22 protein-coding genes are annotated in these 25,907 nt (G+C 42.0%); 12 read left to right on the top strand and 10 right to left on the bottom strand.

The features are described from left to right. Window positions 1-120: 120 nt before the first annotated feature. Window positions 121-363, top strand: coding sequence for a DUF4926 domain-containing protein (locus H6G05_RS17855; RefSeq protein WP_190579949.1), 243 nt, complete (start codon window positions 121-123; stop codon window positions 361-363). Continuing rightward, window positions 360-3,710 carry a transcription-repair coupling factor gene (gene mfd, locus H6G05_RS17850; protein ID WP_322096391.1) on the top strand — a complete coding sequence of 1,117 codons (3,351 nt, stop codon included), beginning with the start codon at window positions 360-362 and terminating at the stop codon, window positions 3,708-3,710. The genes H6G05_RS17855 and mfd overlap by 4 nt, the downstream gene beginning before the upstream one ends. Before the next feature lie 25 nt (window positions 3,711-3,735). On the opposite strand, the gene H6G05_RS17845 is transcribed toward mfd, so the two are convergent. Continuing rightward, the gene (locus tag H6G05_RS17845; RefSeq protein ID WP_190579947.1) at window positions 3,736-6,642 is read right to left on the bottom strand and encodes an NACHT domain-containing protein; all 2,907 of its coding nucleotides are present in this window, start codon (window positions 6,640-6,642) and stop codon (window positions 3,736-3,738) included. Between the two features lie 168 nt (window positions 6,643-6,810). On the opposite strand from H6G05_RS17845, the gene H6G05_RS17840 reads away from it, so the two are divergent. Further along, window positions 6,811-6,963: a hypothetical protein gene (locus tag H6G05_RS17840; RefSeq protein WP_190579946.1), complete on the top strand. Its 153-nt coding sequence runs from the start codon at window positions 6,811-6,813 to the stop codon at window positions 6,961-6,963. A 354-nt stretch (window positions 6,964-7,317) separates the two neighbouring features. Further along, entirely contained in the window at window positions 7,318-7,575 is a 258-nt protein-coding gene (locus H6G05_RS17835; RefSeq protein WP_190579944.1) for a hypothetical protein, read from the top strand. A 27-nt stretch (window positions 7,576-7,602) separates the two neighbouring features. On the opposite strand, the gene H6G05_RS25410 is transcribed toward H6G05_RS17835, so the two are convergent. Next, the gene (locus H6G05_RS25410; RefSeq protein ID WP_190579942.1) at window positions 7,603-8,391 is read right to left on the bottom strand and encodes a TetR/AcrR family transcriptional regulator; all 789 of its coding nucleotides are present in this window, start codon (window positions 8,389-8,391) and stop codon (window positions 7,603-7,605) included. 100 nt (window positions 8,392-8,491) lie between these two features. Here H6G05_RS25410 and H6G05_RS17825 point away from each other — a divergent pair, with 100 nt between their 5' ends. Further along, window positions 8,492-9,439 carry a Rieske 2Fe-2S domain-containing protein gene (locus H6G05_RS17825; protein ID WP_190579940.1) on the top strand — a complete coding sequence of 316 codons (948 nt, stop codon included), beginning with the start codon at window positions 8,492-8,494 and terminating at the stop codon, window positions 9,437-9,439. Window positions 9,440-9,596: 157 nt separating this feature from the next. Here the strand turns inward: H6G05_RS17825 and H6G05_RS17820 are convergent, their stop codons facing one another. Then, window positions 9,597-10,100, bottom strand: coding sequence for a MarR family winged helix-turn-helix transcriptional regulator (locus H6G05_RS17820; protein WP_190579938.1), 504 nt, complete (start codon window positions 10,098-10,100; stop codon window positions 9,597-9,599). Window positions 10,101-10,242: 142 nt separating this feature from the next. Here H6G05_RS17820 and H6G05_RS17815 point away from each other — a divergent pair, with 142 nt between their 5' ends. From H6G05_RS17815 to H6G05_RS17800, 4 genes are read left to right on the top strand one after another with little or no spacing between them, the layout of a single operon-like run. Next, window positions 10,243-10,734, top strand: a complete 492-nt coding sequence (locus H6G05_RS17815) for a DMT family transporter (protein ID WP_190579936.1) — start codon at window positions 10,243-10,245, stop codon at window positions 10,732-10,734. A 30-nt stretch (window positions 10,735-10,764) separates the two neighbouring features. Then, entirely contained in the window at window positions 10,765-11,235 is a 471-nt protein-coding gene (locus tag H6G05_RS17810) for a DMT family transporter (RefSeq protein WP_190579934.1), read from the top strand. After that, on the top strand, window positions 11,232-12,416 hold the full coding sequence (locus H6G05_RS17805) for an MFS transporter (RefSeq protein ID WP_190579933.1): 1,185 nt from the start codon (window positions 11,232-11,234) through the stop codon (window positions 12,414-12,416). The genes H6G05_RS17810 and H6G05_RS17805 overlap by 4 nt, the downstream gene beginning before the upstream one ends. A gap of 58 nt (window positions 12,417-12,474) precedes the next feature. Continuing rightward, window positions 12,475-13,104, top strand: a complete 630-nt coding sequence (locus H6G05_RS17800; protein WP_190579930.1) for a DUF1349 domain-containing protein — start codon at window positions 12,475-12,477, stop codon at window positions 13,102-13,104. Between the two features lie 6 nt (window positions 13,105-13,110). Here the strand turns inward: H6G05_RS17800 and H6G05_RS17795 are convergent, their stop codons facing one another. The 3 genes from H6G05_RS17795 to H6G05_RS17785 form a co-directional block, all read right to left on the bottom strand. Continuing rightward, window positions 13,111-13,563, bottom strand: coding sequence for a type II toxin-antitoxin system VapC family toxin (locus tag H6G05_RS17795; protein ID WP_190579928.1), 453 nt, complete (start codon window positions 13,561-13,563; stop codon window positions 13,111-13,113). After that, window positions 13,564-13,914, bottom strand: coding sequence for a hypothetical protein (locus H6G05_RS17790; protein ID WP_190579926.1), 351 nt, complete (start codon window positions 13,912-13,914; stop codon window positions 13,564-13,566). A 243-nt stretch (window positions 13,915-14,157) separates the two neighbouring features. Continuing rightward, the gene (locus H6G05_RS17785; RefSeq protein ID WP_190579924.1) at window positions 14,158-14,814 is read right to left on the bottom strand and encodes a TetR/AcrR family transcriptional regulator C-terminal domain-containing protein; all 657 of its coding nucleotides are present in this window, start codon (window positions 14,812-14,814) and stop codon (window positions 14,158-14,160) included. 160 nt (window positions 14,815-14,974) lie between these two features. Between H6G05_RS17785 and H6G05_RS17780 the strand changes: the two genes are divergently transcribed. From H6G05_RS17780 to H6G05_RS17770, 3 genes are all read left to right on the top strand, one after another. Beyond that, window positions 14,975-15,946, top strand: coding sequence for an NAD(P)-dependent alcohol dehydrogenase (locus tag H6G05_RS17780; RefSeq protein ID WP_190579922.1), 972 nt, complete (start codon window positions 14,975-14,977; stop codon window positions 15,944-15,946). 113 nt (window positions 15,947-16,059) lie between these two features. Continuing rightward, window positions 16,060-18,258 carry an SF1B family DNA helicase RecD2 gene (gene recD2 / locus H6G05_RS17775; RefSeq protein ID WP_190579920.1) on the top strand — a complete coding sequence of 733 codons (2,199 nt, stop codon included), beginning with the start codon at window positions 16,060-16,062 and terminating at the stop codon, window positions 18,256-18,258. Window positions 18,259-18,368: 110 nt separating this feature from the next. Further along, window positions 18,369-19,985 carry an alpha/beta hydrolase gene (locus H6G05_RS17770; RefSeq protein WP_190579918.1) on the top strand — a complete coding sequence of 539 codons (1,617 nt, stop codon included), beginning with the start codon at window positions 18,369-18,371 and terminating at the stop codon, window positions 19,983-19,985. A gap of 227 nt (window positions 19,986-20,212) precedes the next feature. Here H6G05_RS17770 and H6G05_RS17765 read toward each other — a convergent pair whose 3' ends face one another. The 4 genes from H6G05_RS17765 to H6G05_RS17750 all read right to left on the bottom strand — a co-directional run bounded on the left by H6G05_RS17765 (window position 20,213) and on the right by H6G05_RS17750 (window position 25,896). Next, window positions 20,213-21,346 (bottom strand): helix-turn-helix domain-containing protein, encoded by a 1,134-nt coding sequence (locus tag H6G05_RS17765; protein WP_190579916.1) that lies wholly within the window; start codon window positions 21,344-21,346, stop codon window positions 20,213-20,215. A 106-nt stretch (window positions 21,347-21,452) separates the two neighbouring features. Then, window positions 21,453-22,364 carry an HNH endonuclease family protein gene (locus H6G05_RS17760; protein ID WP_190579914.1) on the bottom strand — a complete coding sequence of 304 codons (912 nt, stop codon included), beginning with the start codon at window positions 22,362-22,364 and terminating at the stop codon, window positions 21,453-21,455. Continuing rightward, window positions 22,364-25,744 (bottom strand): restriction endonuclease subunit S, encoded by a 3,381-nt coding sequence (locus H6G05_RS17755; RefSeq protein WP_190579912.1) that lies wholly within the window; start codon window positions 25,742-25,744, stop codon window positions 22,364-22,366. Before H6G05_RS17755 ends, H6G05_RS17760 begins: the two co-directional genes overlap by 1 nt. Then, window positions 25,741-25,896, bottom strand: a complete 156-nt coding sequence (locus H6G05_RS17750; RefSeq protein WP_190579910.1) for a PIN domain-containing protein — start codon at window positions 25,894-25,896, stop codon at window positions 25,741-25,743. Before H6G05_RS17750 ends, H6G05_RS17755 begins: the two co-directional genes overlap by 4 nt. Window positions 25,897-25,907 lie beyond the last annotated feature (11 nt).

The following is a 25,907-nucleotide window of genomic DNA, read 5'->3' as shown; positions in this document are numbered from 1 at the left end:
TAAAATCTCTTCCTGATTTCTTACCAAAAGCTTTTAGAGAAAACTATTGCCACAATAAACACAATCCGCGACCCTTAAATCATAGCCAATGCAATTAGCCTATTGATTAAAAAAACAACTATGAACGAAATCCAAGAATATGACCTTGTTGCTTTAACAGAAAATGCTATCGCTACTCATAAAGTCATTCATCAGCAAATCCTACTGCGACGAGGACAAATGGGAACAGTTTTAATGTCCTTTGATGACAAAGCATTCCTAATCGACTTTACCGATAAAAAAGGCAATACCTTCGCTATGGAAACAATCGAACCTGTCAAGCTATTACGCCTTATCAATGAACCTGAATTAGTCTATTCATGACTATACCCATGACCTTCACATCAGTCCTAGAGAATATAGCCCGATCGCCTATCGCCACAAAAATAGGCGAGAAACTGACAACAGCCAAAAGCATATCCCTATCAGGTCTATCACGCTTAGGCAAAGGACTGATTAGCACCCACCTATACCAACAACAAGCCAAACCATTACTCATCGTCACCGCCACCGTCGAAGAAGCAACCCGATGGGCTTTCCAACTCCAGTCCATGTCATGGCACGTCTATCTATATCAACCACTTGATACATTTCCCTACGAATCAGCGCAAATCGATTTAGAAACCACTTGGACAAGGGTTGAGATATTAGCGGAATTGCTTGCCAAACCACAGCATAACTTAGCGATCGCTACCACCATTAACGCCCTACAGCCCCATCTACCATCCACTCAAGTCTTCCAAAAACATAGCATCTATCTCAATATCGGCGATTCGCAATCGGTTAAATTACTTGCCGAAGCTCTGGCAAGATTAGGATATGAAGAAGTCAAAGAAGTAAAGGAACTAAAACAATGGAGTCGCAAAGGATTTAGTTTTGAAGTATTTCCAGTGAATCGAAATCTACCCGTGCGCCTAAGCTGCAATCGCGGCACTGTCGAGAAAATCAGAGAGTTTGACCCCACTAATCCCAAAAGCTTCACTGACCTATCCAGCATCGCGATCGCCCCTGTCGATTTGCATGAGTTTGTTTCTGCTCACAAAAACACATTGCTAAATTATTTACCCAAGAACTTTATTGTCGCCATTGATGAACCCGAACAATGTCAGAGCTATGGCGATCGCTGGTACGAAGCTGCGGAAGAACTTTATCAAAATCAATATTCTCAAGCCGATACACCGAAACTGCATTGGGACTTTGCTAAGTGCATGACTGAGGCAAAGAAATTTCAGATGTTTCAGCTTACCGAGCGATCGCTTAAACCTAAATCCAATATTTTTGATTTTGCCAGTGCTTCTATTCCCATAGTTCCCCATCAGTTTGACCAGATTGCAGCGCTCATTCGTGAATATCTCAAATCGGAATATCAAGTCACCCTCATTTCGGCGCAACCTCTGCGTGTGGCAACTCTGCTCAAGGAATATGACTGCATTGCTAACTTTGTCAGTGATCCTGACGATTTACAGTCAATTGCGCGTATTCAGAAAGCTGGTAAATCCGTCATTTTGAAATATTCGGGACTGATGGAGATGCAAGGCTTTGTTTTGCCTAGTTGTAAGCTTGCCCTATTGACCGATCGCGAGTTATTCGGACAGCAATTACTAGCCTCACCAACTTTTGTACATCCCTCACGGATGAATACAGCTAAGTCGATTAATCCTGACGAGCTAAATGTGGGTGATTATGTGGTGCATCGTAAGTATGGGATTGGCAAGTTTACGCGCTTTGAAACCATTGAAGTGAAGGGAGAAAAGCAACCGCATTACATCGTTGAGTTTGCTGATGGTAAAACTGCGGTGGCGATCGCACCAGAAAATGAGAAGAGCCTCTCCCGCTATCGCAGTGCTTCTAATCAGCCTCCTAAGTTACATAGCATTGCTAATACAAAGGGATGGGATAACGCGCTCAGCAAATGCCAAAAGGAGATTTACAAGTTAGCAAGGGATTTATTGCAACTCTATGTTCGCCGCGCCAATTTAGTCGGCTATGCTTTTCCACCTGATACCGATTGGCAACAGGAGATGGAGGATTCTTTTCCCTATCAACTGACACCAGATCAGGTCAAGGCTGTTCAGGATGTGAAGCAAGACATGGAGAGCGATCGCCCGATGGATCGGCTGGTTTGCGGTGATGTTGGCTTTGGTAAAACTGAGGTGGCGGTGAGGGCAATTTTTAAGGCGGTTTGTGCGGGTAAGCAAGTGGCTTTGTTAGCTCCGACGACGATTCTGGCGCAACAGCATTTTCATACGTTCCAAACTCGGTTTGCGGCTTATCCTTTTACTGTGGATATCGTGAATCGGTTTCGCCCTACTAAGGAGCGCAAACAGGTTTTGCAACAGGTTGCGGATGGTAAGGTACAAGTGATCGTTGGTACGCATCAACTTTTGTCTAAGGATGTTGAGTTTCACGATTTGGGTTTACTGGTGATTGATGAGGAGCAACGCTTTGGGACTTTGCAGAAAGAGAAAATCAAGGCGATGAAGGGGAATGTGGATTTATTGACTTTGAGTGCTACGCCGATTCCCCGTACCCTCTATGCGGCTCTTTCTGGGGTACGGGAAATGAGTGTGATTGCCACTCCTCCTCCCTCAAGGCGATCGATTCAAACCCATTTGTCTGCCTATGATGTGTCTCTAGTGAAAACAGCGATTCGTCATGAGTTAGATCGTGGTGGTCAGGTATTTTATGTTGTGCCGCGTATTGAGGGCATTGAGGCGATCGCTGTTTCTTTGCAAACAATGTTGCCGAATGTGAGATTAGCGATCGCGCATGGACAGATGCAAGAGTCAGAGTTAGAGGCAGCGATGGTTGCTTTTAATAACAATGAGGCGGATATTCTCCTCTGTACCACGATTATTGAGTCGGGTTTGGATATTCCGCGTGTGAATACGATTGTGATTGAGGATGCTCATAAGTTGGGGTTGGCACAATTGTATCAATTGCGTGGTCGCGTTGGTCGGGCGGGGATTCAGGCTCATGCTTATTTGCTATATCCGCCTAATCTTGAATTCACAGATTCAGCTAAGAGAAGATTAGAAGCAATTCAGGAGTTTAGTCAGCTTGGATCGGGTTATCAACTGGCGATGCGCGATATGGAGATTCGTGGGTTAGGAGATCTCTTGGGTGAGGAGCAGTCGGGTCAGGCGGATGTGATTGGTTTTGCGCTGTATATGGATTTGCTTCAGGAATATATTAATGAGTTACGGGGGAAGATTCTGCCTGAAGTTGCGGATACTGAGCTTCAGTTGCCGCGCTTGGTTGCCTTTATTCCTGATAGTTACATCGAAGACAATGAGACGAAGATTAATGCTTATTTGACTTTGGCGAAGGTGAAGTCGAAGGAAGAGATTGTCAAGTTGGCTGCGGTTTGGGATGGTCTGTATGGGGCTTTGCCTGAAGAAACTCAGGTGTTACTCAGGGTGATGGAATTAAAGTTGGTGGCGCGTCAGGTTGGGGTGTTTCGCATTTATGCGTCGGAGGATGGGCGCGATCTGTTTCTAGAATCGAAGCTTACGGATTCGCTTTGGGAGTTACTTCATGCAAAGATCCCGATTGAGTTCTATTATCGTTTCTCTTTCGAGAAGGGGAGAATTAAGATTACGAGTCTGGCTCTTCTACCTGGGGATAAGCAGGTGCATTTCTTGATTGAGTGGTTGGGCTGTTTTTTATAAAGTAGAGGTTAAATACTTAGACAAACTAAATATTGTCGGAAATTGATGTCGTTGGTTCTATTGCAGTTTGACTGACTGCTAGAGACTCTCTAATTTGTACCAACTCATTAACAAAATTTATAGCACGTTCATATGTTGCATCTTTCTTTAGTCTTCCTTTCTCTGTCAATACTTCTACTGTCTCTATGAAACGTTTCAGCAGATCTGTGGGTAGGGTTTGACTAGTAGATAGGGTTTGACTAGGTGGAAGTACTAATCTCGTTGTAGGTTCTATCATAGTTGTAGGTTCTGTCGGACGTATGGGGCGACTCGGTACTTTTCGTCTTGGTGCTGTTAATCTAGCTACACTTGTTGTTATTGTTCCAGGTTGAGAAAGTAGATTCCATTCACGTGTGCCCAATAGAAGTTTTTCGTTGATTTGATCATTATTACTATTAGGTAAAACTTGCAATATTTTTTCAAATATATTTGTGAGATAAGCATAAATATCATTACGGTAGGCACTATTTACTGATCGTACAAAACTCAGCCCAGTAGAGATTAGTGCAATCGGAATCAGTGAAACGAATTGGGGACGTGTAGATTGATAAATCATTATAACCTCTTCTAATTCAATTGTCGGATTCTCTCCTTTTAATATGGTCGTAAAAGCAGCCTGCAAAATAAAATTTGACCAAGCACAGTCCATATCATTATCTGAAGCTGGACTATTTGCTATGCAATTTCCCCATACTTCAAGATCTTTAATTCTCGTTGCACAAACAATCCATAGAATATGTCTCATGCTTCCTTTACTTGAAACATTATCTAACCAATTTAGTGTTCCATCTTCTACAGCAGAAACCATAAGAATTATAATTGGTCTAGATGAGGATGTGAGACTTCGGAGAGAGAAAGAGGATAATTCAAGTCTTACTTTATCGTTTATAAGTTCTTCCTTTATATATGATGTCAGAAAGATAATCTTGGAATTAAATATATCATCATCCTCTACACAAATTGTACTAAGTAATAATCGACGACGTATTTCCAGTTTAAATTTACTATATTGATCGTATAGAATCCCACAGGCTAAATCCAGTGCTCTAGCATCTATACATGCTTCAATAAATGATTCTACATCAGATACTGGAGCAAGTCCTGCCCAAAGAAAAGTCACAGTATTCCACCGATCATCATTGCGATGCTCAAGTAGAGAAAGCCGATCTATTCTACGTCCAAATTCATCTCGTTGATCGCCTTGCAAGATAGATTCAGAGACTAAATATTCTAAAACAGTCTTGTGTACAAAGCTATAAATACCAGGTCCAATAATCAATCCTGATCTCTCTCTTAGACTTCCAAGAACTTCTTCTTCTGGCAAAGAAATATTTAACCTTTGAAGTAATCCATGCATTAGCTCTAATGCATTATTCTCGTCAAGCTGATCTTTTTGTTGAAGAAACATTTGTAAAGCAAAGCCTCTCATGATTTCTTTCTTTTGATCTAAAGAAAGTGAAATGCTTGTTGCTGCTACCTTTCGACGATCATCCCATAAACCAAGCATACCTGAAACATATCGTTGATACAACGCCGATCTACCATTAGGGAGACTACCATCTAAATGATGAACCATTAAAAGAGTTGAGAGTAGAAGTGGGTTACCTGTAAGGTGACCAATCGTAGGATCTCTTAGCCAACTCTGAGCCAGTGCTTCAGCCTCAACTGTATGACTACCCTCTGCAAGTAAAGGCATATGTGCATACCAACGTTGAATATAATCAATTATCCTTACTGTATCAAATGGTTCTATAATCCAAGAATGCCAACTTCCACTAAATTGTGCTAGATGATCAGTAGTTAGGTAACGGGATGTAATTATAAAAGGACATTTTTGCAATGCTGGATTTAGATCTACAATCCATTCACATATCCTATCTCGATCGCACGGACGGATTTCATCAAAACCATCAAGTATCAGAACCACTCTACTTGTTCTTAGCCATATTCCTATACGCTCTGGTGTGAGTTCATCGGCGAGGTGCTGCCCTGCCGCCTCTTGAACTAGTTGATGCAGTGATAACAAAGGTTCATTACCAAAACGTCGTAACTCAACGCGAATACAAAGACCAGTCCAACGAGTACTTAAAGCCTCTCTCTGTAACCACTTTGCCCAAGTTGATTTTCCTGCTCCTGCTTGACCAATTACAATTGCTCTCTGACCACTAGAAGTAAACAGATTAAAACTTTCATCTGTACTGTCCACAACGTTTACTGCTTCTCTTATTTGAGGATGAATTATTTGAGGATGAATAAAAAAATCATCAAATTTACCTATGCTAGGACTATCTCCCCTCAATCCTGTAAGATCTAGATTGAATCTAATCTTTTGTGCGAGTACCTGTCTAACACGAGTAAGTAATGCATCTGTATCTTGAGAGGAAGATGTTGCGAGTTCATCAACTTTGTGAAAGAGAGTACGTAATTGATCTGTAATCTCATCAAAACGGCGAAAATTTTCAGACCAAGCTTCATTTTCCCAGTCTTTTACGGCAGCAGGTATTTTACAGATAAGAGTAGCAATACGAGGACATAAAAGTGTATAAACATCTTTCAATCCATCTTCAACCACCACTTGTGGCAAATCACGATTAGTATACAAATCCTCAAAAATCTTTTGTCCATTGAGAGAGCCTTGAAATAACAACTCAGGATTTTTCGCTAACGGGCTTAATTCATCAACACAAGTTTGAATTAGGCGACGTTGTTTATCTTCTGAAATACCCTCATTTTTAAGGAATGGTAATAAAGGCTCAACAATCTCGGCTGTAGCATCCTCAACTCGTCTTTCAATCTTGCGGCGCTGAAAATAAGGTTGAGATTTAATTCCATCGTAAATTATGCTCGATAACAGGTTGGTAATTATACCAAGTGTAAATTCACCTAATTCCATTTAAATAACCCTATTTTCATTTACTTTCAAGATGAGCACCTTTTACTATAGATTAGTCTACCCTGATACATTTAAGTCTATTATTTACATCAATACTAGCAGTAAACTTGATTGTTTTAGATTCAAAAAACGCTAATCCGCTAAATTTTAAATCTATTGGAAATAACAATGTTAGAAAACTTGCGATCGCTTATTGGTGAATTTGAGGTGATCGCCGTTTACCCACACCAAAATCAAAATTGCTATATAAATGGTAAAGCGATCGCATTATCATTATATTTATTGTTGCATTTCATCCTTGAATTGGCAGTCGATATCTGACAACACGAAATATTTGCCTTACTGATTTTTTGTAAAATAATGTTCAAGAGAGAAAATATGGTCTTTCTCCAATGAAGTTTTCAATCGTCATATTCGCTAATTATTGAACTTCCACTCATGTTATTAATACACGAAAGAATTGTTGACTCCATTCTATTTCATTTCTTAAACATTCCCTTAATATTTTTTTTAAATCAAAGCTTCTATCTCAATATCTAGAAATTTCGTGACTTTCTGACAACTCTACGCGAGACTGCGGTTAAGGAACAGGAGGTGGCGATTAGTCAGGCGATCGCTAATATCATCAAAAACAAACAGTATCAGGAATCCCAAGGTTATTGACGGGCGATTAGCTTGCCCTTTATTGGATTCTGTGCGGGGATGTTGATGATTGGCTTAGCGGCGGGTCTGGTTTCGGGCTTGGAGATCGCGCATTTACCTGTTGCCGCAAGCATCTGGACACTAACACCGATTGTAATTATCCGCACGATTTTACTTAATTCCACGTTAGGCGTAGCCTTTGGCTATCTTTACTGGTACTGGGGCTTAGAATATGCAATTCTCTCCCATTTTCTAGCTGGTTTGGTTTTGCATGGCATCGGTGGCAGTTGAGGATAGCAGTATTGGTTGTTCATTATTCTATGAAACTGAGTCTTTACATTCGCGATCGCGTTCTAAGAACTGTTTGCCGCAATCCTTGCAGAGATATCGTTGCTTGTTGTGACGATGCCCATTTTTAGATAAATGGGAGGAATGGCAGTATAGACATTTCATTACTTTCATTACTTTTCCTCCTGTTGACTCTAGATGGGGGGTGAGGTACGCAACCACTAAAGATTTGAGTTCCTCATAACGAGCCTGTCGCTTGCTCTCTTCGCCTCTCAAGGCTTGCAGTAGCAGAGCATTGTAACAATGGTGAACAGTCTCCGCAAGGCGCTCACTTTTTTCTGCCACCAGTTCTGGATTCCATCGTTGCAAAAGAGCGCCATACTGCTGAATTAACTGTTGGTTAAAGGTTTCATTAAAAAGTACAAATATTTGGGGCGCTACAAAATACTGAAGATAGACGACACGGGGCATCGGGTCTTGAAAATAAGTAACATGAGCCTCGACCATCCGATCCATAAATTCGGCAAATGGACGTTGCGGATCAGCAGACTGCAAAAGCGCCCCATTAATCGCCATGACGCGCTCCATGTGACGCGCCTCTAAGGAATGAAATATGGCGAGCTTATCGGGGAAGAACTGGTACAGAGAACCGATCGCCGTCCCCGATCTTGCGGCAATCATATGCGTTGTGGCGGCTTCGTAGCCAAGATCATCAAACACCTCTGCGGCGGCTTTTAAGATTTGTTCAACCCTTTGCTGGCTGCGTTTTTGTTGAGGTTTGCGGCGAAGTTGTGTTTTGAGTTGCGGTGATTCGGTCATAGGTTGCTAAAAAAATATCCTCGAAATAGATGCTTGACAAACATGAAAAAACTGTCGTATTTTAAATATCAAACATGAATAATTAATCACATTTTAACCTATGTCACCGATCTTGCTTGGCGCACCTTGGTTGATTGCCCATCGCTCAATGTTGGGAATTGACAAACCCTATAAAGTTTCTCTGAATGGTCAGGATTATGTTCTCTGGCAAAATCAGCAGGGAGAAGTATTTGCTCTTAATAACATCTGTCCTCATATGCAGGCTCCATTGTCGAATGGTTGGATTTGCGAACAGCGCCTTGTCTGTCCTTTTCATGCCTTGGCATTTGACGGTCAGGGACGGCTATATCAAGCTGGGAAAGAATCGGCTCAGCCGATCGCAACTCCTTTAAAGCTAGAGGTCAAAGGAGACTGCATTTGGACTTACGGAAATATGGAAGCCAAAATTCCTGTGCCTGACTTAATCGAAAATTTGAGCGATCGCATGACTTTTTTGGGTGCTGCGGGAGAATCGAGTATTCAAGGGGAGTTTTTGCATAATCTGCTAATTAACTATGATTACAACCATCAGAATGGTACGCATCGCGAGTTATTTGGTATTAAGGCAAATCGCATTCCCTTGTTTGAGCAGAATGGCTATTGGGCTAAGGTTGTCCAAGAACTTGATCGCGCCGATGTTACCTTTGCTGATATTCGCCGCAATCCCGCAATTCTGCTTGCTCCCAAAATCTACACAGGGATTTTGGAGTATGCTTTTCCATCTCTAACTACCTTTAGAACTGAGTTTCCTTGGGGTGAGCTTTTGCAAGTACATGTTCTTTATCCTGAAACTGCGACCCAGACCAAAACCTTTGTGCTGGTCTATGTGAGATTCAAGAGAAAGATATATCAGCCGCTTTTGCATCAATCAATCTTGAGTGCCGTGGCAACAATCGTAGAGCAGGATTCAAACGCGATCACTACTTCCTATCCACGCCAGACAGCTAAGATTCGCTTACCCAACGAAGAAATTATGCTTCACGCGAAGAAACTTTATCAGGAATGGTAAGGAAATAATGCCGCAATGACAGCCCTTAAAAACATGAACCAGAGCGACCCCGCAGCAATCACGTACAGAATGAATCTGAGGGGAATAAAGTTAAAGGAGCAATGTACGGCATAGTCGCAAAGAACGGTTGAAAGATAGTAGCTTGATCCATACTCTTCTACTCCAGATTGTTGTCGAGGGATATTAGCAATTGTCGTAGCATCTTTATGAAAGATTCCCTTTCATCAGGATTAGCAAACTGACTGAGTAAATCCTGCTCACTTTTCAATAATTTTGGAATTACTAAATCAGCTAGTTGAACTCCTTTAGAGGTCAATTGCACGATCACACTGCGGCGATCGCTAGGATCTCGGAGACGGATGACAATGCCATCCTGTTCTAAGCGATCGATGCGGTTAGTAGTTGCTCCTGATGAGAGCATGAGCAAACTATACAAGTCGGTGGGCTTGAGTTGATAGGGCTTTCCCTGCCGCCGTAGTGTTGTGACCACATCAAATGACCAGACGCTCAACCCATATTCCGCCAGAACCATTTCGCGATGTTTTTCGAGCAGACGGGCAATCCTTAGCACTCGCCCAACTATGCCCAGTGGAGAAGTGTCTAATGGCGGCGATTCCTGTCGCCATTGCTCGCAAATAAAGTCAATCTTATCTTGTTCCATAGCGGGCATTATATCTTGATGTCGAGATAGTTGACAATTGCCTTGACATCATTTATCTTTATATAAAGATAAATGATGTCAAACTATTTACCAGAACAAGGCTTCTATCTACTGCATTTTCAACATTCACCCTTGTTTTGCTATGACTTCCCTTCCTTTAAAAAATCTACATTTGTTCGCATCTCGATATCAAATCTATTTGTATTTACTACTCGCGCTCTTGAGTGGCGTACTGCTCCCCATTCAAGCTAGTTGTAATGCTCAATTAGCCCGATCGCTAAATTCTGTTCCCTTGGCGGCGGATATTTCCTATATTGTCGGCACATTGGTTTTGCTAGCACTAATCGCGACGCAAAAATTTGGTCATCCTGATTGGTCAGCGATCGTCAAAGCTCCAAAATGGAGTCTGATCGGTGGGGTGCTAGGTACTTGGTATATCTGTTCTAGTACTTACTTCACCTCGATGCTAGGGACTACGCTGACTTTGGGATTAGTGGTCGGCGGACAGTCACTCGCTGGCATCATCGTCGATCATTATGGTTGGTTGGACTTGCCCAAACATCGACTTACGCGCAATCGCCGCTTTGCGATCGGTTTATTAATCGTCGCTATCTTCTTTCTTGCTCAACCTTAATACTGCTAGCAAATAATTCAGGTAAATATTATGGATACGCTCATTGCTTTGATTGGTGCGAGTTCGGGAGGTAGCTTTTTAGCGATTGGTGCAGCCGCAAACGCACGATTGCGAACAACTTTGCAGTCTGCCATTGCTGCCGCAACTATCAATTTCATGGTGGGTTCGCTAACTCTGACCCTTCTCATTCTATTGGGGATTTTTGGTACTCAACATATGGATCGGTTAACTCAAGTTCCTTGGTGGGCATTTTTAAGCGGTTTACTCGGTGCTGTTTATGTAACCTTAAACACGATCATCATTCCCAAATTAGGTCTAACGACAACGGCTCTAGCTGTGGTATGTAGCCAGATGACTGGTTCTCTGTTGATCGATCAATGGGGCTGGTTTGGAGTGACACCTCATCCCATTAGTCCTTCCAGAATTGTGGCAATTGTGTTGTTATTAATTGCCGTTGCCCTCACCCAATTTGATCGAGATCATCGCCGCAATACCCTATGATTACTCCCAAAACCTCACCTCCAAGATGGATTGGCGTAGCTATTTCCTTTTACGCCTTCATTGCGATTGGTATTGCCGAAGCGAGTTTAGGGGTTTTACTTGCTTCCATTTTGCTGGAATATAATCTCACCCCAGCTACCATCACCCTTCTTTTTGTCAGTCAGATTAGTGGATATATTCTTGCCGCCTTGACCAGTAGCGTCGTCAATAGCTGTTTGGGATTGGGAAAAATGCTTTTCTCTGCTGCCAGTATGCTGACAATAGCACTAGTTATCTATGCTCTATCACCCACTTGGTTGCTAATGGTTGCGGCGGGAACTCTCTTTGGTTTAGGGGTTGGACTGATTGACGCGGGTATTAATACTGCGATCGCACAGGATGATCGCAGCACAAATCTAATTGGATTACTACATGGATTCTATGGCATTGGTGCGCTATCAGGTGCGGCGATCGCTACAACTTTATTGGCGATCGGCATGAACTGGCGACAGGTCTATGGAGTATTGGCAGCGATCGTCAGTTTATTGATGATGAGTGTGCTGACAGCAATTATTTATCGCTATCCATCTATGACCAAAAGCAAAGCTGCATCACCTGCTCCCGCTTGGCAAAATCTAGGACGATCGCTGCAAATGCCTCTAGTGTTAATCACAGGCTTAATGCTGCTCATTTATGTAGGTTTAGAAGCTTCGATTAGTAACTGGGCTTATATTGTTCAAGTCAGCGATCGCCAAATTCCTGCATTAGTTGCAGGGTATAGCATTAGTGCTTACTGGTTAGGCTTGACCGTTGGTCGGTTTATACTTGGCTACTTTTTGCGATCGCTTGGAGCCGTAAAAACGATTAGTATGTCCCTCGTCCTGCTGCTGATCGGGCTGTTAGCTTGGTGGCAATTACCTGAGCAATGGATTAGTTTACCGATGATTGGGTTTGCCCTTGCGCCGATCTTTCCTGCTACCATCTGGCTAATTCCCAAGCAGTTACCCACCAGTTTAGTTCCTGCCGCCGTCAGCTTTGCGACAAGTGCCGCGAGTGTTGGTGCAGCGCTAATCCCCTCTGGTGTGGGTTGGATTGCAAGTTGGTCGAGCTTAAGCGTTATTCCTTTGTTAATGCTACCCTTAGCGATTGCGATGATAGTTCTACATTGTTCAAATTATCTTTCTAAAAACTTAGTCCACTAAGCTCGACCGCATTACTAGCAAAAGCTTACAAGCAATCATTAATCAATAGCTTATTCCTATGAACATCAACTTTGAGAAAGTACAATGGATTAATCAGCCGCAGCACTTCACTGTAAGTCGTGAGTCAATAACGCTCACCACGGAACCCAATACTGACCTGTGGCAGCGCACATATTATGGATTTCAGCATGATAATGCTCCTGCAATTTTACTAACCAGTGACCTCAATTTCTCATTTACCACTAAAGTTTCCTTTAATTACCAAGCGAGATTTGATCAAGCTGGTGTCTTGATTTATATTGATCATGACAATTGGTTCAAGGCTTCCGTTGAGTACGAAAATACTGATGTGTCGCGTTTAGGCAGTGTTGTCACTAATCAAGGATATTCAGATTGGGCAACTACGGATATTTCGACAACCCCTTCCATTTGGTATCGTCTGAGTCGCCGAAACGCTGATTTTTTAATTGAACATTCTTTCAATGGAAAAGAATTTAAACAGATGCGAATTTTCCATCTGTCTGCCCTTGGTGACACGGATGCAACTGCGGCTCAACTTGCACCCACAGAAATATTTGCTCAACCCGTGCGATTTGGTATCTATGCCTGTAGTCCTCTTGATTCTTCTTTTACAGCTACATTTGAGTATTTGAGCCTTACTGATTCCCTATGGATGGCGCATAAGTAGACTGTTTTAGGCGATCGCTTGCCAATATTTGGCATTTACAAATCTTTCCAAATGCCCCACATTTGTTGTGGCTACTACGACCATGCGATCGCCTTGGGATTCGGCAATTAGTGATGCTTGGGCAGCAAGGATGACATCTCCATCTAGGGCTTCTGGACTAGCTGTTGGTTTACCTGTCTGTCTTGCTTCTGCCCAAAATTCAGCAGCTTTCAACATTGTTGCCGTGGTCAGGGGTTGATATTCGAGCCGTGATTTCCAGTCATCTAATCTCTGTATGCCCTCTAAACGCTTAGCTCTGATCAATTCTCTTCTAACTTCATAATCAGCAATTTCTGGCAAAATTACGCGGTAATTCTTTAAAAGCAATTCTTTCATCCATTGCCGACATTCTAAATTTAGTGGTCTAGCTTTAGGGTTTGTCAAAATTCCCAAAGGGCCAGCATCAAGTAAAATTATCATTTAAGCGGCTTGCAATGGTCGGCTATGTTGTTGATTTTCAGGTAAATTTTGTTGAAGACATTCGTAGGTTTCACGTTGTTCTTCAGCATCGCCTTCTTCTACCCATTCATCGAGAAGCGCTATTAGGGCTAGATTACGCTGCATCTGTTCTTCGGGTGTCCTTGTTGGCAATATGTAAACGCCTTCAGCATTAACATAGGGCTGATTGGTAGGGATGGTTGGCTCTGGTTTGACTGTGATAATAGATGAGTTTGGTTTACCAAACCATTGCTGTAGCTGCGTAACTACTACTTCAGTAATCACTACCTTGAGATCTTCTATGGTTAGATCTGTAATTCTTTTCTGGTTCATTTTGCAACTCCTAAAAGATCTCAAGTGTTTACTAGCTATATATTACCCTATATAAATCGCTGTTTTAGTTTTTAGTAAATCTAATGGCGATCGCTCTGCAAAATTTGACGGTTACTTAAAACAGAATTTTATCTAATTAATTGCTATTTTATGAAGTTAATATCTCCACACATGACTATGATGATCGAAATTAGGATTAATCAAAATTTATGTGAAACTGATACTTCTGATTAAAAGCATTTCTTAAATTGGTTCCAATCCATTAAGAATTAACTCTAGTCCAAACCCAAAGTTATGAATACCGTCATAGCTTCCCTCTATAACTTGATGTGTAAGTTTGTTGAGATAGGGATATTTATCAGCAGGAATAATTGGAAGACCCTGCACCGCCGCTTCAGAATAATCTGACTCATTAATTGGAAAGTTTAGTTTTTGAAGAGTGAACCCATAAATATAACTATCAATCACATTTGTAGCATGATCCGCCATCTCGAAGGAAAATCCCGCTTCATACAGACAGCCCAGAGTCATATCGATATATTTCAACATGGCAGAACCAACATTCATCCGTGACATCAATGCCATCGCCGCCCAAGGGTGTCGCAACAGAATTTTATACGCCGATATCGCCCGCCGCCGCATCGCGTCTCTCCAATCACCGCCAATCTTAGGTAACTCAATCTCGCTAACTACAATATCAACAATGCTATCTAGCATGTCATCTTTGTTAGTGACATGGTTATACAGTGACATCGCTTTAACACCCATTTCCTGTGCAAGTTTCCGCATTGAGAGTGACTCAATACCATCCTTGTCAGCCAAGTCTATGGCAGCACGTAAAATCCGTTCCCGACTCAATGGTATATGGGACAAGGGATCTGAGTTGGTTGGTTTAGTCATCTACACTATTTGAACTATTTAAGCTTTTTCTTGTTGCTACTGAGTATGGACGCAGCTAATCCCAAGATTCACATATAGCAATCCAATCTGCTTGCGATCTTGACAAACTTACAGCGTAAGTTATACTTACGCTGTAAGTCATTATAAAGTAAATAATAGTATGAAAGCAATCTCTCAGAGCAATTATGGCTCAACAGATATGTTGAGTCTGCAAGAAGTTGATAAGCCTGTAGTTACGGACAAAGGTGTGCTGATAAAAGTTCAGGCTGCCTCTGTCAATTCTGGTGACTGGCATCTTATGCGCGGTACACCTTTCCTAAGCAGACTAATGTTTGGCGGCATACTTAAGCCCAAAATCAAGACCCTTGGTATGGACGTGGCAGGACGAGTTGAGGCTGTAGGTAAAGATGTCACCCAGTTTCAGATTAATGATGAGGTCTTTGGTGACATCTCTGGATGTGGTTTCGGGGCATTTGCCGAGTATGTCTGCGCCGATGAATCCGCCTTAGTCTTAAAACCTAGCAACACCTCATTTGAGAAAGCAGCTACCGTTCCTGCTGCTGCTCTTGCCGCTTTACAAGGATTGCGTGACTTGGGACAGATCCAATCAGGACAGAAGGTGTTGATTAATGGTGCATCGGGGGGCGTAGGTTCGTTTGCAGTGCAGATTGCCAAAGCATTTGGTGCTGAGGTGACTGCTCTATGTAGTACTAAAAAAATGGCGATGGTACAATCGCTCGGTGCTGATCACGTCATCGATTACACACAAGTAGATGTCACTAAAAGTGGAGAGCGTTACGACCTAATTTTGGATGCTGCCGCTTATCGCTCTGTCTTCCACTATTTACCTATATTGAGTAGTCATGGAAGTTACGTTCTAGTCGGTGGTTCTATTATGCGACTCTTTCAAATAATGTTCTTTGGAGCTTTGATTTCAAAAATCAGCCGACGCAATGTCAAATGTCTATCTTCAAAACCCAATCAGAAGGATCTCACCATTTTGAGTAATCTCCTTGAATCTGGCAAAATCTCTCCCTTCATTTCTCAACGATATAACTTGAGCGAAGTTCCCACTGCGATTTCTGCACTTGAACAGCGTCAGGTAATGGGTAAAATTGCGATCGCTATGTGATTCGTGCCTTACTCCACAAGGATGATATCTCCCTCACCAATCAATTATGGTACTTCCACGTTTTTAGCCAATAATGGTAAAGCGATCGCTACATTTATCCATCCCTTTGGCTTATGCCTGACAACATCGACTACCTCCAAGGCATCATCGAACGCCTCACCTTTCACTCCGAAGAGACAGGCTATACCGTAGCGCGGCTAAAAGTCCCCAAGGCTCAAGACTTAATCACCGTAGTCGGTAACTTTGCCAATATCCAAGCAGGACAGACTCTTGCCCTAGAAGGCACATGGCGATCGCATCCCAAGTTTGGCGACCAATTCCAAGTCACTCAATACCGTGAAACTAAACCCGCCACGATTACGGGAATTGAGAAATATCTGGGCAGTGGTTTGATTAAAGGCGTGGGACCAGTCACTGCTAAACGTATCGTCACTCATTTTGGCTTAGATACCCTTGACATTATTGAAAATGAGATTGACCGTCTCATTGAAGTTCCTGGCATTGCCAAGAAACGGGTGAAGATGATCAAAACTGCTTGGGAAACGCAAAAGGCAATTAAGGAGGTCATGGTATTCCTACAAGGACATGGAGTATCCACCACCTATGCAGTCAAGATTTTCAAGCACTATGGCAATGATTCCATTCAGACAGTTTCCGAAAATCCCTATCAACTAGCAACAGATATCTATGGCATTGGTTTCTTTACTGCCGATCAGATTGCTCGGAATATTGGCATTGAAGTTAGTTCAGAGTTTCGCAGCATTGCGGGAATCTTCCACTGTTTAGGAGAAGCTGCCGAAGATGGTCATTGCTATTTACCGCGCCCTGAACTAGAAGAGAAAGCGATTAAACTGCTTGCCATCGAAGACTATCAGCCAGATCCTGAAACTATCTCTAAAATTGTTCTAAGTCTCTCTATCAATGATCGCTTGGTGATGCAAGGTTTACAAGGAGAGTTCATCTGCTATAAGCCAACTTATTTTCACACCGAACAAAATTTAGCCGAACGGGTTTATCAATTATTGCAACACAAACATCATCCAGATCCTGAACGAGTCAAGGCTTGGATCGATCGCTACACCACCCAAAGAAATATCCAACTCTCTCCCAAACAACGCGAAGCCGTGGAAATGGCGGCAACTTCGTCGGTACTTATTCTCACAGGTGGACCGGGGACAGGAAAGACTACCACCACCCGCACGATTGTCGCACTCTGGAAAGCGATGGGTAAGGAGATTGCTCTCGCTTCGCCGACGGGTCGGGCGGCTCAACGATTACAGGAAGTCACGGGCTGTGAAGCTAAGACAATTCACCGTTTTCTAGAGTTTGACCCAAAATCAATGGGCTTTAAACGTAATCAGGAATATCCTCTGACCGCTCAAGCGATCGCCATTGATGAAGCCTCAATGTTGGATCTATTTCTGGCTTTTTCTCTGGTGAAGGCGATTCCCTTGGGCGCTCAACTGCTTCTTGTCGGGGATACCGATCAACTTCCTAGTGTCGGGGCAGGTAATGTTCTCAAAGATTTAATTGATTCTCAGCAAGTCCCTGTAATCACCCTCACTGAGGTATTTCGTCAGGCTCAGGCAAGTCAAATCATCCAGAATGCTCACCGTATCAATACGGGTAAGTTTCCAAACATGGAAAAAGTCTCTAACCAGCCCCAATCCGATTGCCTCTGGTTAGAAATGCCTAATGCTGAAGCGGGTCAGCAGGGTATTTGTGACATTATTACGGAGTTGTTACCGAGTCTGGGCTTTGACCCTCAGCAAGATATGCAGGTTCTCTGTCCGATGACTAGAGGTGATGTGGGTACGCGCAATCTCAATGCTGTACTGCAACAGTTACTCAATCCGCCTGATGCCATGAAGCCTGAACTCAAGTATGGCAATACGATCTTTCGTCTGGGCGATCGCATTATGCAGCAGGTGAATGACTATAACCGTGAGGTGTTCAATGGGGACATTGGTTCGATTACGGGTGTGGATTTGGAGGAGCGGGAAGTCACGGTTGTATTTGGCGATCGGCAAGTGGTCTATGATTACGCCGATCTCAATGAGATTGCTCTTGCTAGAGCGACGACAATCCATAAGGCACAGGGCAGCGAATATCCTGTGGTGATTATGCCTCTGTTTATGCAGCATTTTCTGATGCTTTCTCGTAATCTTTTCTACACTGGGCTGACTCGTGCGCGAAAGCTTGCCATCATTGTCGGGGAGTCGAAGGCGATCGGGCTGGCGGTCAGACAAGTTAGCGATCGGCATAGATATACTTATCTCGCGAAACGTTTAGCAAAGTTTGCCGAGCCGTAATCCTGATTGCTAGTGATGAAGTTTCATGTAAAGAGTTAGATAGATTATTGCTAACAGGTATAGTGTGGCTCAGTATGGGCTATTTCCCTTAGAGGGGAATTGTAGAGAATATGCAAAGAGCGAAGTTTATTTTTAGCAAACTGGGTATTTGGCTGGGAGCGATCGCCTTGATTGCTGGGTTATTGCTCCATCAGAGCTTTTATCCTCATAATATCGCCACCGAAACAATTAACCTAAAACGAGATCGAGATCGTCCCCTTGTCGGCAGGCTATATATTCCCAATCAAACAAAAACTCCCTATCCCACGATCATTCTCTGGCATGGCGTAAGCTCTTCTAAAGAAATGATGGAACCACTTGCAGTAGAACTAGCCCGACAAGGTATTGCCGCTATAGCCTTTGATGCTGGCGGATTTGGAGAATCCTATGCCAGACCATTTAGCTCAGAAGAAAATCTCAAGGATGCAGGTGTGGTATTTGATTATGTAAAACAACATCCCGAACGCTTTGACCGATTACATTTTGGCATGGGCGGTCATTCCATGGGAGCCGCCACAGCGATCGCCTTTGGTTCAGAAACAGCAAGTTCAGATCAAATTCGCGTTACCATCGCCCTCGGTATGAGTGCGGAGATTAGCCGCACAAGCCCTGCTAACCTCTTAATGGGTATTGGATTGTACGAAGAGCTGCATAGTCCCGCAGCCATGCGCGAAACTTTACTACAGGGAACTGGTGAAGCAACTCAGGAATTTCAACTCAAAGGAGATTTTCAAAATGGTTCCGCCAGAAAACTGGTCATTTCCAGTACCTCTAACCATTTGATTGAGCCTTTTGACCCCACCTTAATTCAAGAAGCTGTAGTTTGGGCTGTGAAAGCTTTTGGTTTAACTGAGAGGTTGGTACTTTTAACGATGCCATTTGTCATGTGGGGATGGTTTCTAATCTTCATCGGTTCAGTTTTAAGTATTGGTTATGGTCTACGTGAGCTTAATTTCTTAAGGACAAAATTGCGCTTATTAACGGTGGCAATGGTGGCGATCGCTGCGATTTTTCTCTGTTTGGGTATGATGGGAGCGATACCTAGCAGAATGGCAACCAGTTTAGTCTTTCTAGTGGCAGCAGTTTTGCCTATCAGTACCTATGCCATCAATCAACCAAAGAAACTGACATCATTTTTGCAACTGTGCGGACTTTATGTTGGTACTATCCTGATAGCCTACGCGATCGTCTCCCTTGTCATGCGTTGGCAAGAGTTTTTGACCCATCCTGCATATTTATTAGGATTACCTCAGTTCCTTGTCCAACTTCCTGTGGCGATGATTTATTCGAGGGTTCAAGAATTGAATGCGGCTATATTTCCTGTCTATAGCAATGGACTTGTTCCTAGTTGGCAGCTTTCCCTTCTCTTTTTGCCCGAACTGATTTATCCCAGTGTAATTTTAAGCGTTGGGACTAGATCGGCTGCATGGTTGGTCAGATGGCTACGCCAACCACTAAAACTAGCAAAAGTAGATCGTCCCAGTAAGAAATCTCTGCAATTGCTAGGCGGACTCAGTTTAGTTTTAGCGATCGTTCTCATTCAACAGGCAAGAATGGGAACTGTCTCTATGGAATATGCGATCGTTGCCATAAGTCTACTCGCTCGGATGGCTTTATTCCCTGCTCTACTGGTTATCTTGATTGTGCGATCGTCTCAATTTCAAGCTTTAGAAAAACGATGCTTTTAGATGTGTAAGCATTCATGTATTCTTTCTCTAAATCCATCTCAGAAAGTTGATTTGGATGTTTTCAATTAGCAAATTAAATTCTTATCCCTTAAACTGCAAGATGCTCTGGCGATCGCTCTACAAAATTTGACGCTTGATTAAAACAAATCCTTGATCAAAAAAACACTATAGCCAATGACTTGATTATTTTGTTTTTAAAAATCAGTAACATTTACTATCTGGCTTAGTTACAATGCAGATTCCTTGACCTTTATATTTGAAATTAGCAAATTTAATGCTTGTCCCGTCGCCTCTATTGTTTTGGCTGGGATAGCTTCTGGTTGCTTGATTTTTCTGGGTTTTGGCTGCCTCGGCTTCGACTGATTGCGATCGCTGTTCTCAATTCTTCCTCGCTTCCTGATTTCATACCCATGTCTTAGTAACATGGCTCGGATCGTGGAATCGCTAAGACCAAAGACTGCTCCCACTTCGTCTAGGCTCATTGGCTTGCTATATAGCTCCCAATATTTCTGGGCGATCGCTTGTTCTTCTTTGAAGGCGGCGGCTTTTTCTCTGCGGGCTATTTCGGAAATGTCGATTCCTGCTCGGACAATTACCCGTTCTATGGTTTTACCTGACAGGTCAAATAGTTTACCCACTTCCTCAAAGTCTAACCCGCCTTCATTTATCAGTTGCCAATATTCTTTGGCACGGTTGTAGTTCTTAAGGCGCTTGAGTTTTTGGTTATCTTCGCGTCTCTGCCTGATCCGCATCAAGATCTGACGACGCTCTTTTTGTTTGGGTGTTAGTTTCGGTGTGGGTAAGCCTACTATGCCTCCCAGTTTGTGTTTTAGCTTAAAGGTGGGACGATTTTTGGAGTCTACGCTCTGCCTAATTGGGTAGCCATTGCGCTTGAGTTCTCGCAGGATAATTGGGTGGGAGACTCCAAATAGTTCTGCGGTTTCTCTTAGGGTTAAGTGGTGATCGTTATAGGCTTTGTGATACTGGGCGGCGCGATTGGCGGAGGTGACTAAATCGATCCCTCGACGAATGGGGATTCCATGCTTTTCTAGGACTTGGTTGAGGGTCTTAGCTGAGATATTGAGCTTGTGGACTACGGCTGTCCTTGTCAATCCTGTTTGGTATAAGGCGATCGCCTGTTCTTCTTTTGACATCCTCGTGTGGCTCATTCGCGCATGTTTGGGTCTAAATTCACTAAACCCTGATGCGATCATTGCGTTATATACCGTCGAAACCGATACCTGATAGTGTTTTGCTATGTCTCGAATCGGGTAGTTTTCTTCTTTGTACAGCCTGATATACTCTGATACATCGGGCATTACTCTTGAGGGCTTCTTTTTATCTATTTTCTGCTTACTCATTCACTTCTCCTCATTATGGAATAGAATTTTAAACTTAATGTTTTTTTGATCTTTCTATCTCATTTTACTTTCAACAAATTGATAATTACATAACTTATACTAGCGCTTACGAATTTGAGTTCAAAATTTGTTCAAGCCATAAGCGTTTTACTTGATGTCCTCGTTCAATTTTATAGACTTCAGCTTTTGCATAAGCTAATGCTGCGGCTGAATACTCAGAACTATGACTAATCAATCTAAGAAGTTCTTTCTGTTGATTTTTATAAAGACATCTCATGCTTAGATCTGTGATTTTAGGGAAAAGCATCTCCATATTTTGAACTAATCTTTGAACTTTCCCCGCCAAAGCCCTACGAGCATCGACAAATTCTTTATAGTCAAGGTGAAATATTTTAATTGAAAGCGCAGCTCTTTCGTATTCTTTTGTGCCTATAGAACTTGAAGGAGTAGGCATACCATCAGATCGAAATGTAAGAAGTTTCCAATCATCAGGATCAACGGGATCAAGTAAACATACTTCTTCCATCTCAAGTTTATCCGACTCTTGCATAGCTCTAAAATGCCCAAAAACAGGGAAATAATCCCACTTCCCCCCATCTGTAGTATCTATTCGACTTATTCGACGCTGATTGCACCACTGACAAGAGTAACGGTAGTTATGCCAATCGAAAGCAAGCCACCAATATCCCTCATGACTGGAATCTTCAGCTACACGCTTCTTTGGACGAAAATGATCAACATTCTTATCAGATCCTGAATTTAAGCTTTCTGAATACCAACATTTACCATTATGAAGTTCAGCTAGATTTGGGGCTAAATCGCGCCAAATTTGTGTGCGTGAACTTTTGTCTAATTCTTCTGAAATCACTTTTTTTCTAGCAGCAAAAACATCTCCTCCATTAGACTTGGCATCTTGCTCAGCTTTATGTATTTCTTTTCTCAAATCATTAAGAGCATTATCAGCTCGTGCTTGCCATCCATCTGGAATCTCTAATTGATCTATATCAACCCAACGCATTAGTTAACACCCTCTGATTGTAATTCTGCTAAAACCTCTTCTAGAACTTGACGAGCAATCCGATCAATTTCTTGTTGTTGTTCGGGATTGACAAATTGAACTCCCGCCATAAAGTCTCTATGTCTTTGTCCCCAAGCCTTTATAAAAGCGGCATAATAAGGGTCGCTGAATGCTTTTTGAAATCCAGCATCTTCTAGCCGTTTATTGATTTCCTCAAGTTCTAGTACATCTTCTGGAGTTAAATTATCTTCCTTAGCAACAATGCGAACTTTAGTATCTAAGTCTGCAAGTGTTTCCTCATCTAGATCACTTCGCATACCAAACATTTCACTTGTAAGAATGCCAGTGAATCCAAGTCCGCGTGGGTTTACTGTGGGCTGCTCCCATTTACAAATACCAGTTTGCCAATCTCGTTTAAGTAAATGAATTTGCTCTTTAAGGAGACTTGCAATAACTAAAGGATCATGAGTGGACATAAGAATTTGGCTTGTTTGTTGCTCTTCTGAATCACTATTACTCTCACTCATTACACGAGTTAGTAATTTCAGATAGTCTACACTCCAATGAGGATTGAGATGTGTATCTGGTTCATCAAGTAGTACTAATGATTGATGGGATTTTGTAAAGCGCATTAAGCCTAATACCATAAGTAGTTGCTGCTCACCTTCACTTAACTCATGAAATGTAATTGCTACTTGCTCTGTTTTAGTTGATTGTACCCGAACCTGAATTTTTACGTCATATATCAACTCTGAGAAGTCTGTACTTTCAAGAGCAATAAAGAATGTTCGAGCATCTTGATATTCGGCAGCAAAAGCGTGTAGGCTCTGTAAGTCAGGTAGAAAAAAGTAGTAATGATCTTCACGCCTTGAGTTATACCCCTCGCTTACAGTCTGTTCAACTACCATTGGCGCAATAGCAAATTGCCTTAATCGCTCCATAACACGGCGCATGACACCCCGCGCACCCCAAAAATCTTCAGCAGATTGCCCTTTTTTTGCCCATCGAGGTTTACGAATAACAAATAATGCCGACTCAAACCCAACAATTCGTAGTCGGTCTTCAAGAAATTGATTAATAGCTGGATCTTCTTTATGAAAAAAGGCAAGCAGCACATATTTTGCATGATGGTTTTCGGCGCAGAAGAAACGGCGCTTTTCTAAAAGATTAGCAAGAGTTGTTGGATCATCGGATGTTGCATCTCGTAAGCGATTGTAGTGATCTTGCTTCATAGGCAAAAAATGTTCAGCTAATCTATTCGTTGGACCTGAATAATAACCAAAGATAAATCGAGGCAGTGGAAGCTTATCACGAGTAAGATTTTGAAATTTATCTAATTCCTCTATGCCGTCTTTAAATGTCACTACCCTTAACTTTGGACGTTTCATCTCTTGGGGTTGCCAAAGAATCTCAATGATTTTCTCGTTGATTAAATAACGCAGCCGATAGCCTTTCATTGGCTTATCTGTCCACTGATTCTTTTCCCACCATTTATGTAAATCTCGAAAAATGATAACTAATGCTTCAAAAAGGTTCGATTTACCTGTTCCATTCCAGCCGAGTACAACATCTATGCCATGAGAAGGATCAAATCGTACTGTATAGTCAGTCAGATTTTTAAAGTCTTCTAACCAAAGCTCTAGTAATCGAAAACGTCCTTGCTTTGATATGTCCTTATCTATGCTCTTAGCCTTTGCTACTCGTTCTTGTGGAGAGTTTTCTTGTCTAGTTTTCCTGAAAGCTATAAGTAATTTTGGGATTGAACGAATCCCTTCGTAAAACTGTACAACCTCTTCGGAGTTAAATCCAGCTTGATCAAAAAGTTGACGAGCATCTACTTGATTTTCTAAGTTGCTAAATGCAGAGTTGAGAGCCGATGAATAATCTGATAAATGTTTCATAAGAACTTTTCTATTGGCTTTTGTGGAGCGTCGAACAATGGGTATATTTTTTTTCTCGAAATCGATACGAACTTTCTCATGACGAATCCTTGCTAGAAGATCAGAAACAGATTCTTCATCTGGATCTTGAGGTACTAACTCACCACGAAAAGCTTTATTCAGTATCACAGGCACTAACTGTTCTACTTTTAGCAAAGCTTCTTGGTAGCGAGATTCAATGAGATCTGCATATGCAAATAATTCGTCAACACGACGAACTATTTCTTGTTGTTCTGCCACAGGTGGAATTACTACTGGTAACGCAGATAAGAGGGATTTATTGATAGATGCAAGATTAGTTGTTTGCTTCCCAACCGAGAGAAAATAATCTGCTCCACGTAAATTACCATACCAAGAAAAAAACTTAGGTTCAAATGATTCATCATGAAGACGAACTCGAAACACATGATTCTGGAATGTACATCGTTCAATTTCTTCGTTCCAAACCCAGCCTCTACCCAGTTTGTCAATATCGCCACCTTCGTTAAAGAGAATATCACCTCGCTTAAGTAAAAATCTTTCAACTCGTTGTTGGGGTACTCGTATAGTTTTTATCTCTTTCAAATCTAGGAAGCCTCGCTGCACATTAGCAACTCTCAAATATGGCAACTCCTCATATGCTGGATCTTGCTTTTTTGAGTCTTTCGTAATTCCACCAACAATTTCTGAAATTCCTCCTAATGGAGAAATATTCCAGCTTGACGGAAATCTAAAATCACCAAAGCAATGTTCATCTACAAAGCTAAATTTAGTTAATTCTTCGTCTATATCATCATCTAAGTCCGTATTTTTATTATCATTTCTCCAAACTTCAGTCAGTTTTCCAGATGTTGCAGCAGTAAGAACTGCTTGGCGAAAATTTTTAATGATGACTGATACTCTATTAAGCCGATCACGACAAGCATCAACTCGTGCAAGTAACGAATCAAGTTTATCAACAATCCTTTTTTGTTCACTTAGAGGGGCAATTGGAATACTTATAGAAGCGATCACTGCTCTACTAAGCTCAATTTGATTCGTTGCCCCTGTAGCAAAGCTTACAATATTGTCCTGTACTTCAGAGCTTTGAATCCAAAAGAATAGGTATCGTGGATCGATAGCAGTCTTATTAGGTCTAAGTATTGTGACATGACTATCTACAACTTTTGGTGGTTCTAAATCTCGCTCTGTTACCAAATATGCTCTTCCAAGTGTTCCAGTACCTGTACTATTCCAAAGTATATCTCCAACTTGAATAAATTTTTCTGGTTCCCATAAATCAAATTGAAGAGGATCAACATATTTTAGATATTCATTTTGAATTCCTGTCCACCGAATTGCTCTTTGGTTGATAACTGGAAGAGTACTATAATTAGTATACTTTGGCTGCTTACCCCGAGATATATATTCAGTAATATCTGAGATCGTGGCTGTTGACCATCCCAAAGGTATATTAATCACACCGCAACCTCCCAATCTTCAAGTTGCAATCCCTGCACATTCTCAACCTCTCGTGTGCTATGAGTAACTAGAGTTAGATTGTTTGCTAAAGTGATCGCAGTAACTTGCAAATCATCTTGACCAATAGGGTGAGGTTTTTTGGCGCTTTCCATAGTTCTAAACT

The sequence above is a fragment of the Phormidium tenue FACHB-1050 genome (genome assembly GCF_014696925.1).
Classification (GTDB): domain Bacteria; phylum Cyanobacteriota; class Cyanobacteriia; order Pseudanabaenales; family Pseudanabaenaceae; genus Pseudanabaena.
This window is presented reverse-complemented; position numbering and strand designations above follow the sequence as displayed.

Coding starts and splice junctions, on each gene's coding strand:
- H6G05_RS17810 (WP_190579934.1), top strand. CDS start 10,765: ATGGATACGCTCATTGCTTTGATTGGTGCGAGTTCGGGAGGTAGCTTT.
- H6G05_RS17785 (WP_190579924.1), bottom strand. CDS start 14,814: ATGACTAAACCAACCAACTCAGATCCCTTGTCCCATATACCATTGAGT.
- H6G05_RS17820 (WP_190579938.1), bottom strand. CDS start 10,100: ATGGAACAAGATAAGATTGACTTTATTTGCGAGCAATGGCGACAGGAA.
- H6G05_RS17765 (WP_190579916.1), bottom strand. CDS start 21,346: ATGAGTAAGCAGAAAATAGATAAAAAGAAGCCCTCAAGAGTAATGCCC.
- H6G05_RS17840 (WP_190579946.1), top strand. CDS start 6,811: ATGTTAGAAAACTTGCGATCGCTTATTGGTGAATTTGAGGTGATCGCC.
- H6G05_RS17780 (WP_190579922.1), top strand. CDS start 14,975: ATGAAAGCAATCTCTCAGAGCAATTATGGCTCAACAGATATGTTGAGT.
- H6G05_RS17825 (WP_190579940.1), top strand. CDS start 8,492: ATGTCACCGATCTTGCTTGGCGCACCTTGGTTGATTGCCCATCGCTCA.
- H6G05_RS17770 (WP_190579918.1), top strand. CDS start 18,369: ATGCAAAGAGCGAAGTTTATTTTTAGCAAACTGGGTATTTGGCTGGGA.
- recD2 (WP_190579920.1), top strand. CDS start 16,060: ATGCCTGACAACATCGACTACCTCCAAGGCATCATCGAACGCCTCACC.
- H6G05_RS17795 (WP_190579928.1), bottom strand. CDS start 13,563: ATGATAATTTTACTTGATGCTGGCCCTTTGGGAATTTTGACAAACCCT.
- H6G05_RS17760 (WP_190579914.1), bottom strand. CDS start 22,364: ATGCGTTGGGTTGATATAGATCAATTAGAGATTCCAGATGGATGGCAA.
- mfd (WP_322096391.1), top strand. CDS start 360: ATGACTATACCCATGACCTTCACATCAGTCCTAGAGAATATAGCCCGA.
- H6G05_RS17800 (WP_190579930.1), top strand. CDS start 12,475: ATGAACATCAACTTTGAGAAAGTACAATGGATTAATCAGCCGCAGCAC.
- H6G05_RS25410 (WP_190579942.1), bottom strand. CDS start 8,391: ATGACCGAATCACCGCAACTCAAAACACAACTTCGCCGCAAACCTCAA.
- H6G05_RS17805 (WP_190579933.1), top strand. CDS start 11,232: ATGATTACTCCCAAAACCTCACCTCCAAGATGGATTGGCGTAGCTATT.
- H6G05_RS17790 (WP_190579926.1), bottom strand. CDS start 13,914: ATGAACCAGAAAAGAATTACAGATCTAACCATAGAAGATCTCAAGGTA.
- H6G05_RS17815 (WP_190579936.1), top strand. CDS start 10,243: ATGACTTCCCTTCCTTTAAAAAATCTACATTTGTTCGCATCTCGATAT.
- H6G05_RS17845 (WP_190579947.1), bottom strand. CDS start 6,642: ATGGAATTAGGTGAATTTACACTTGGTATAATTACCAACCTGTTATCG.
- H6G05_RS17750 (WP_190579910.1), bottom strand. CDS start 25,896: ATGGAAAGCGCCAAAAAACCTCACCCTATTGGTCAAGATGATTTGCAA.
- H6G05_RS17855 (WP_190579949.1), top strand. CDS start 121: ATGAACGAAATCCAAGAATATGACCTTGTTGCTTTAACAGAAAATGCT.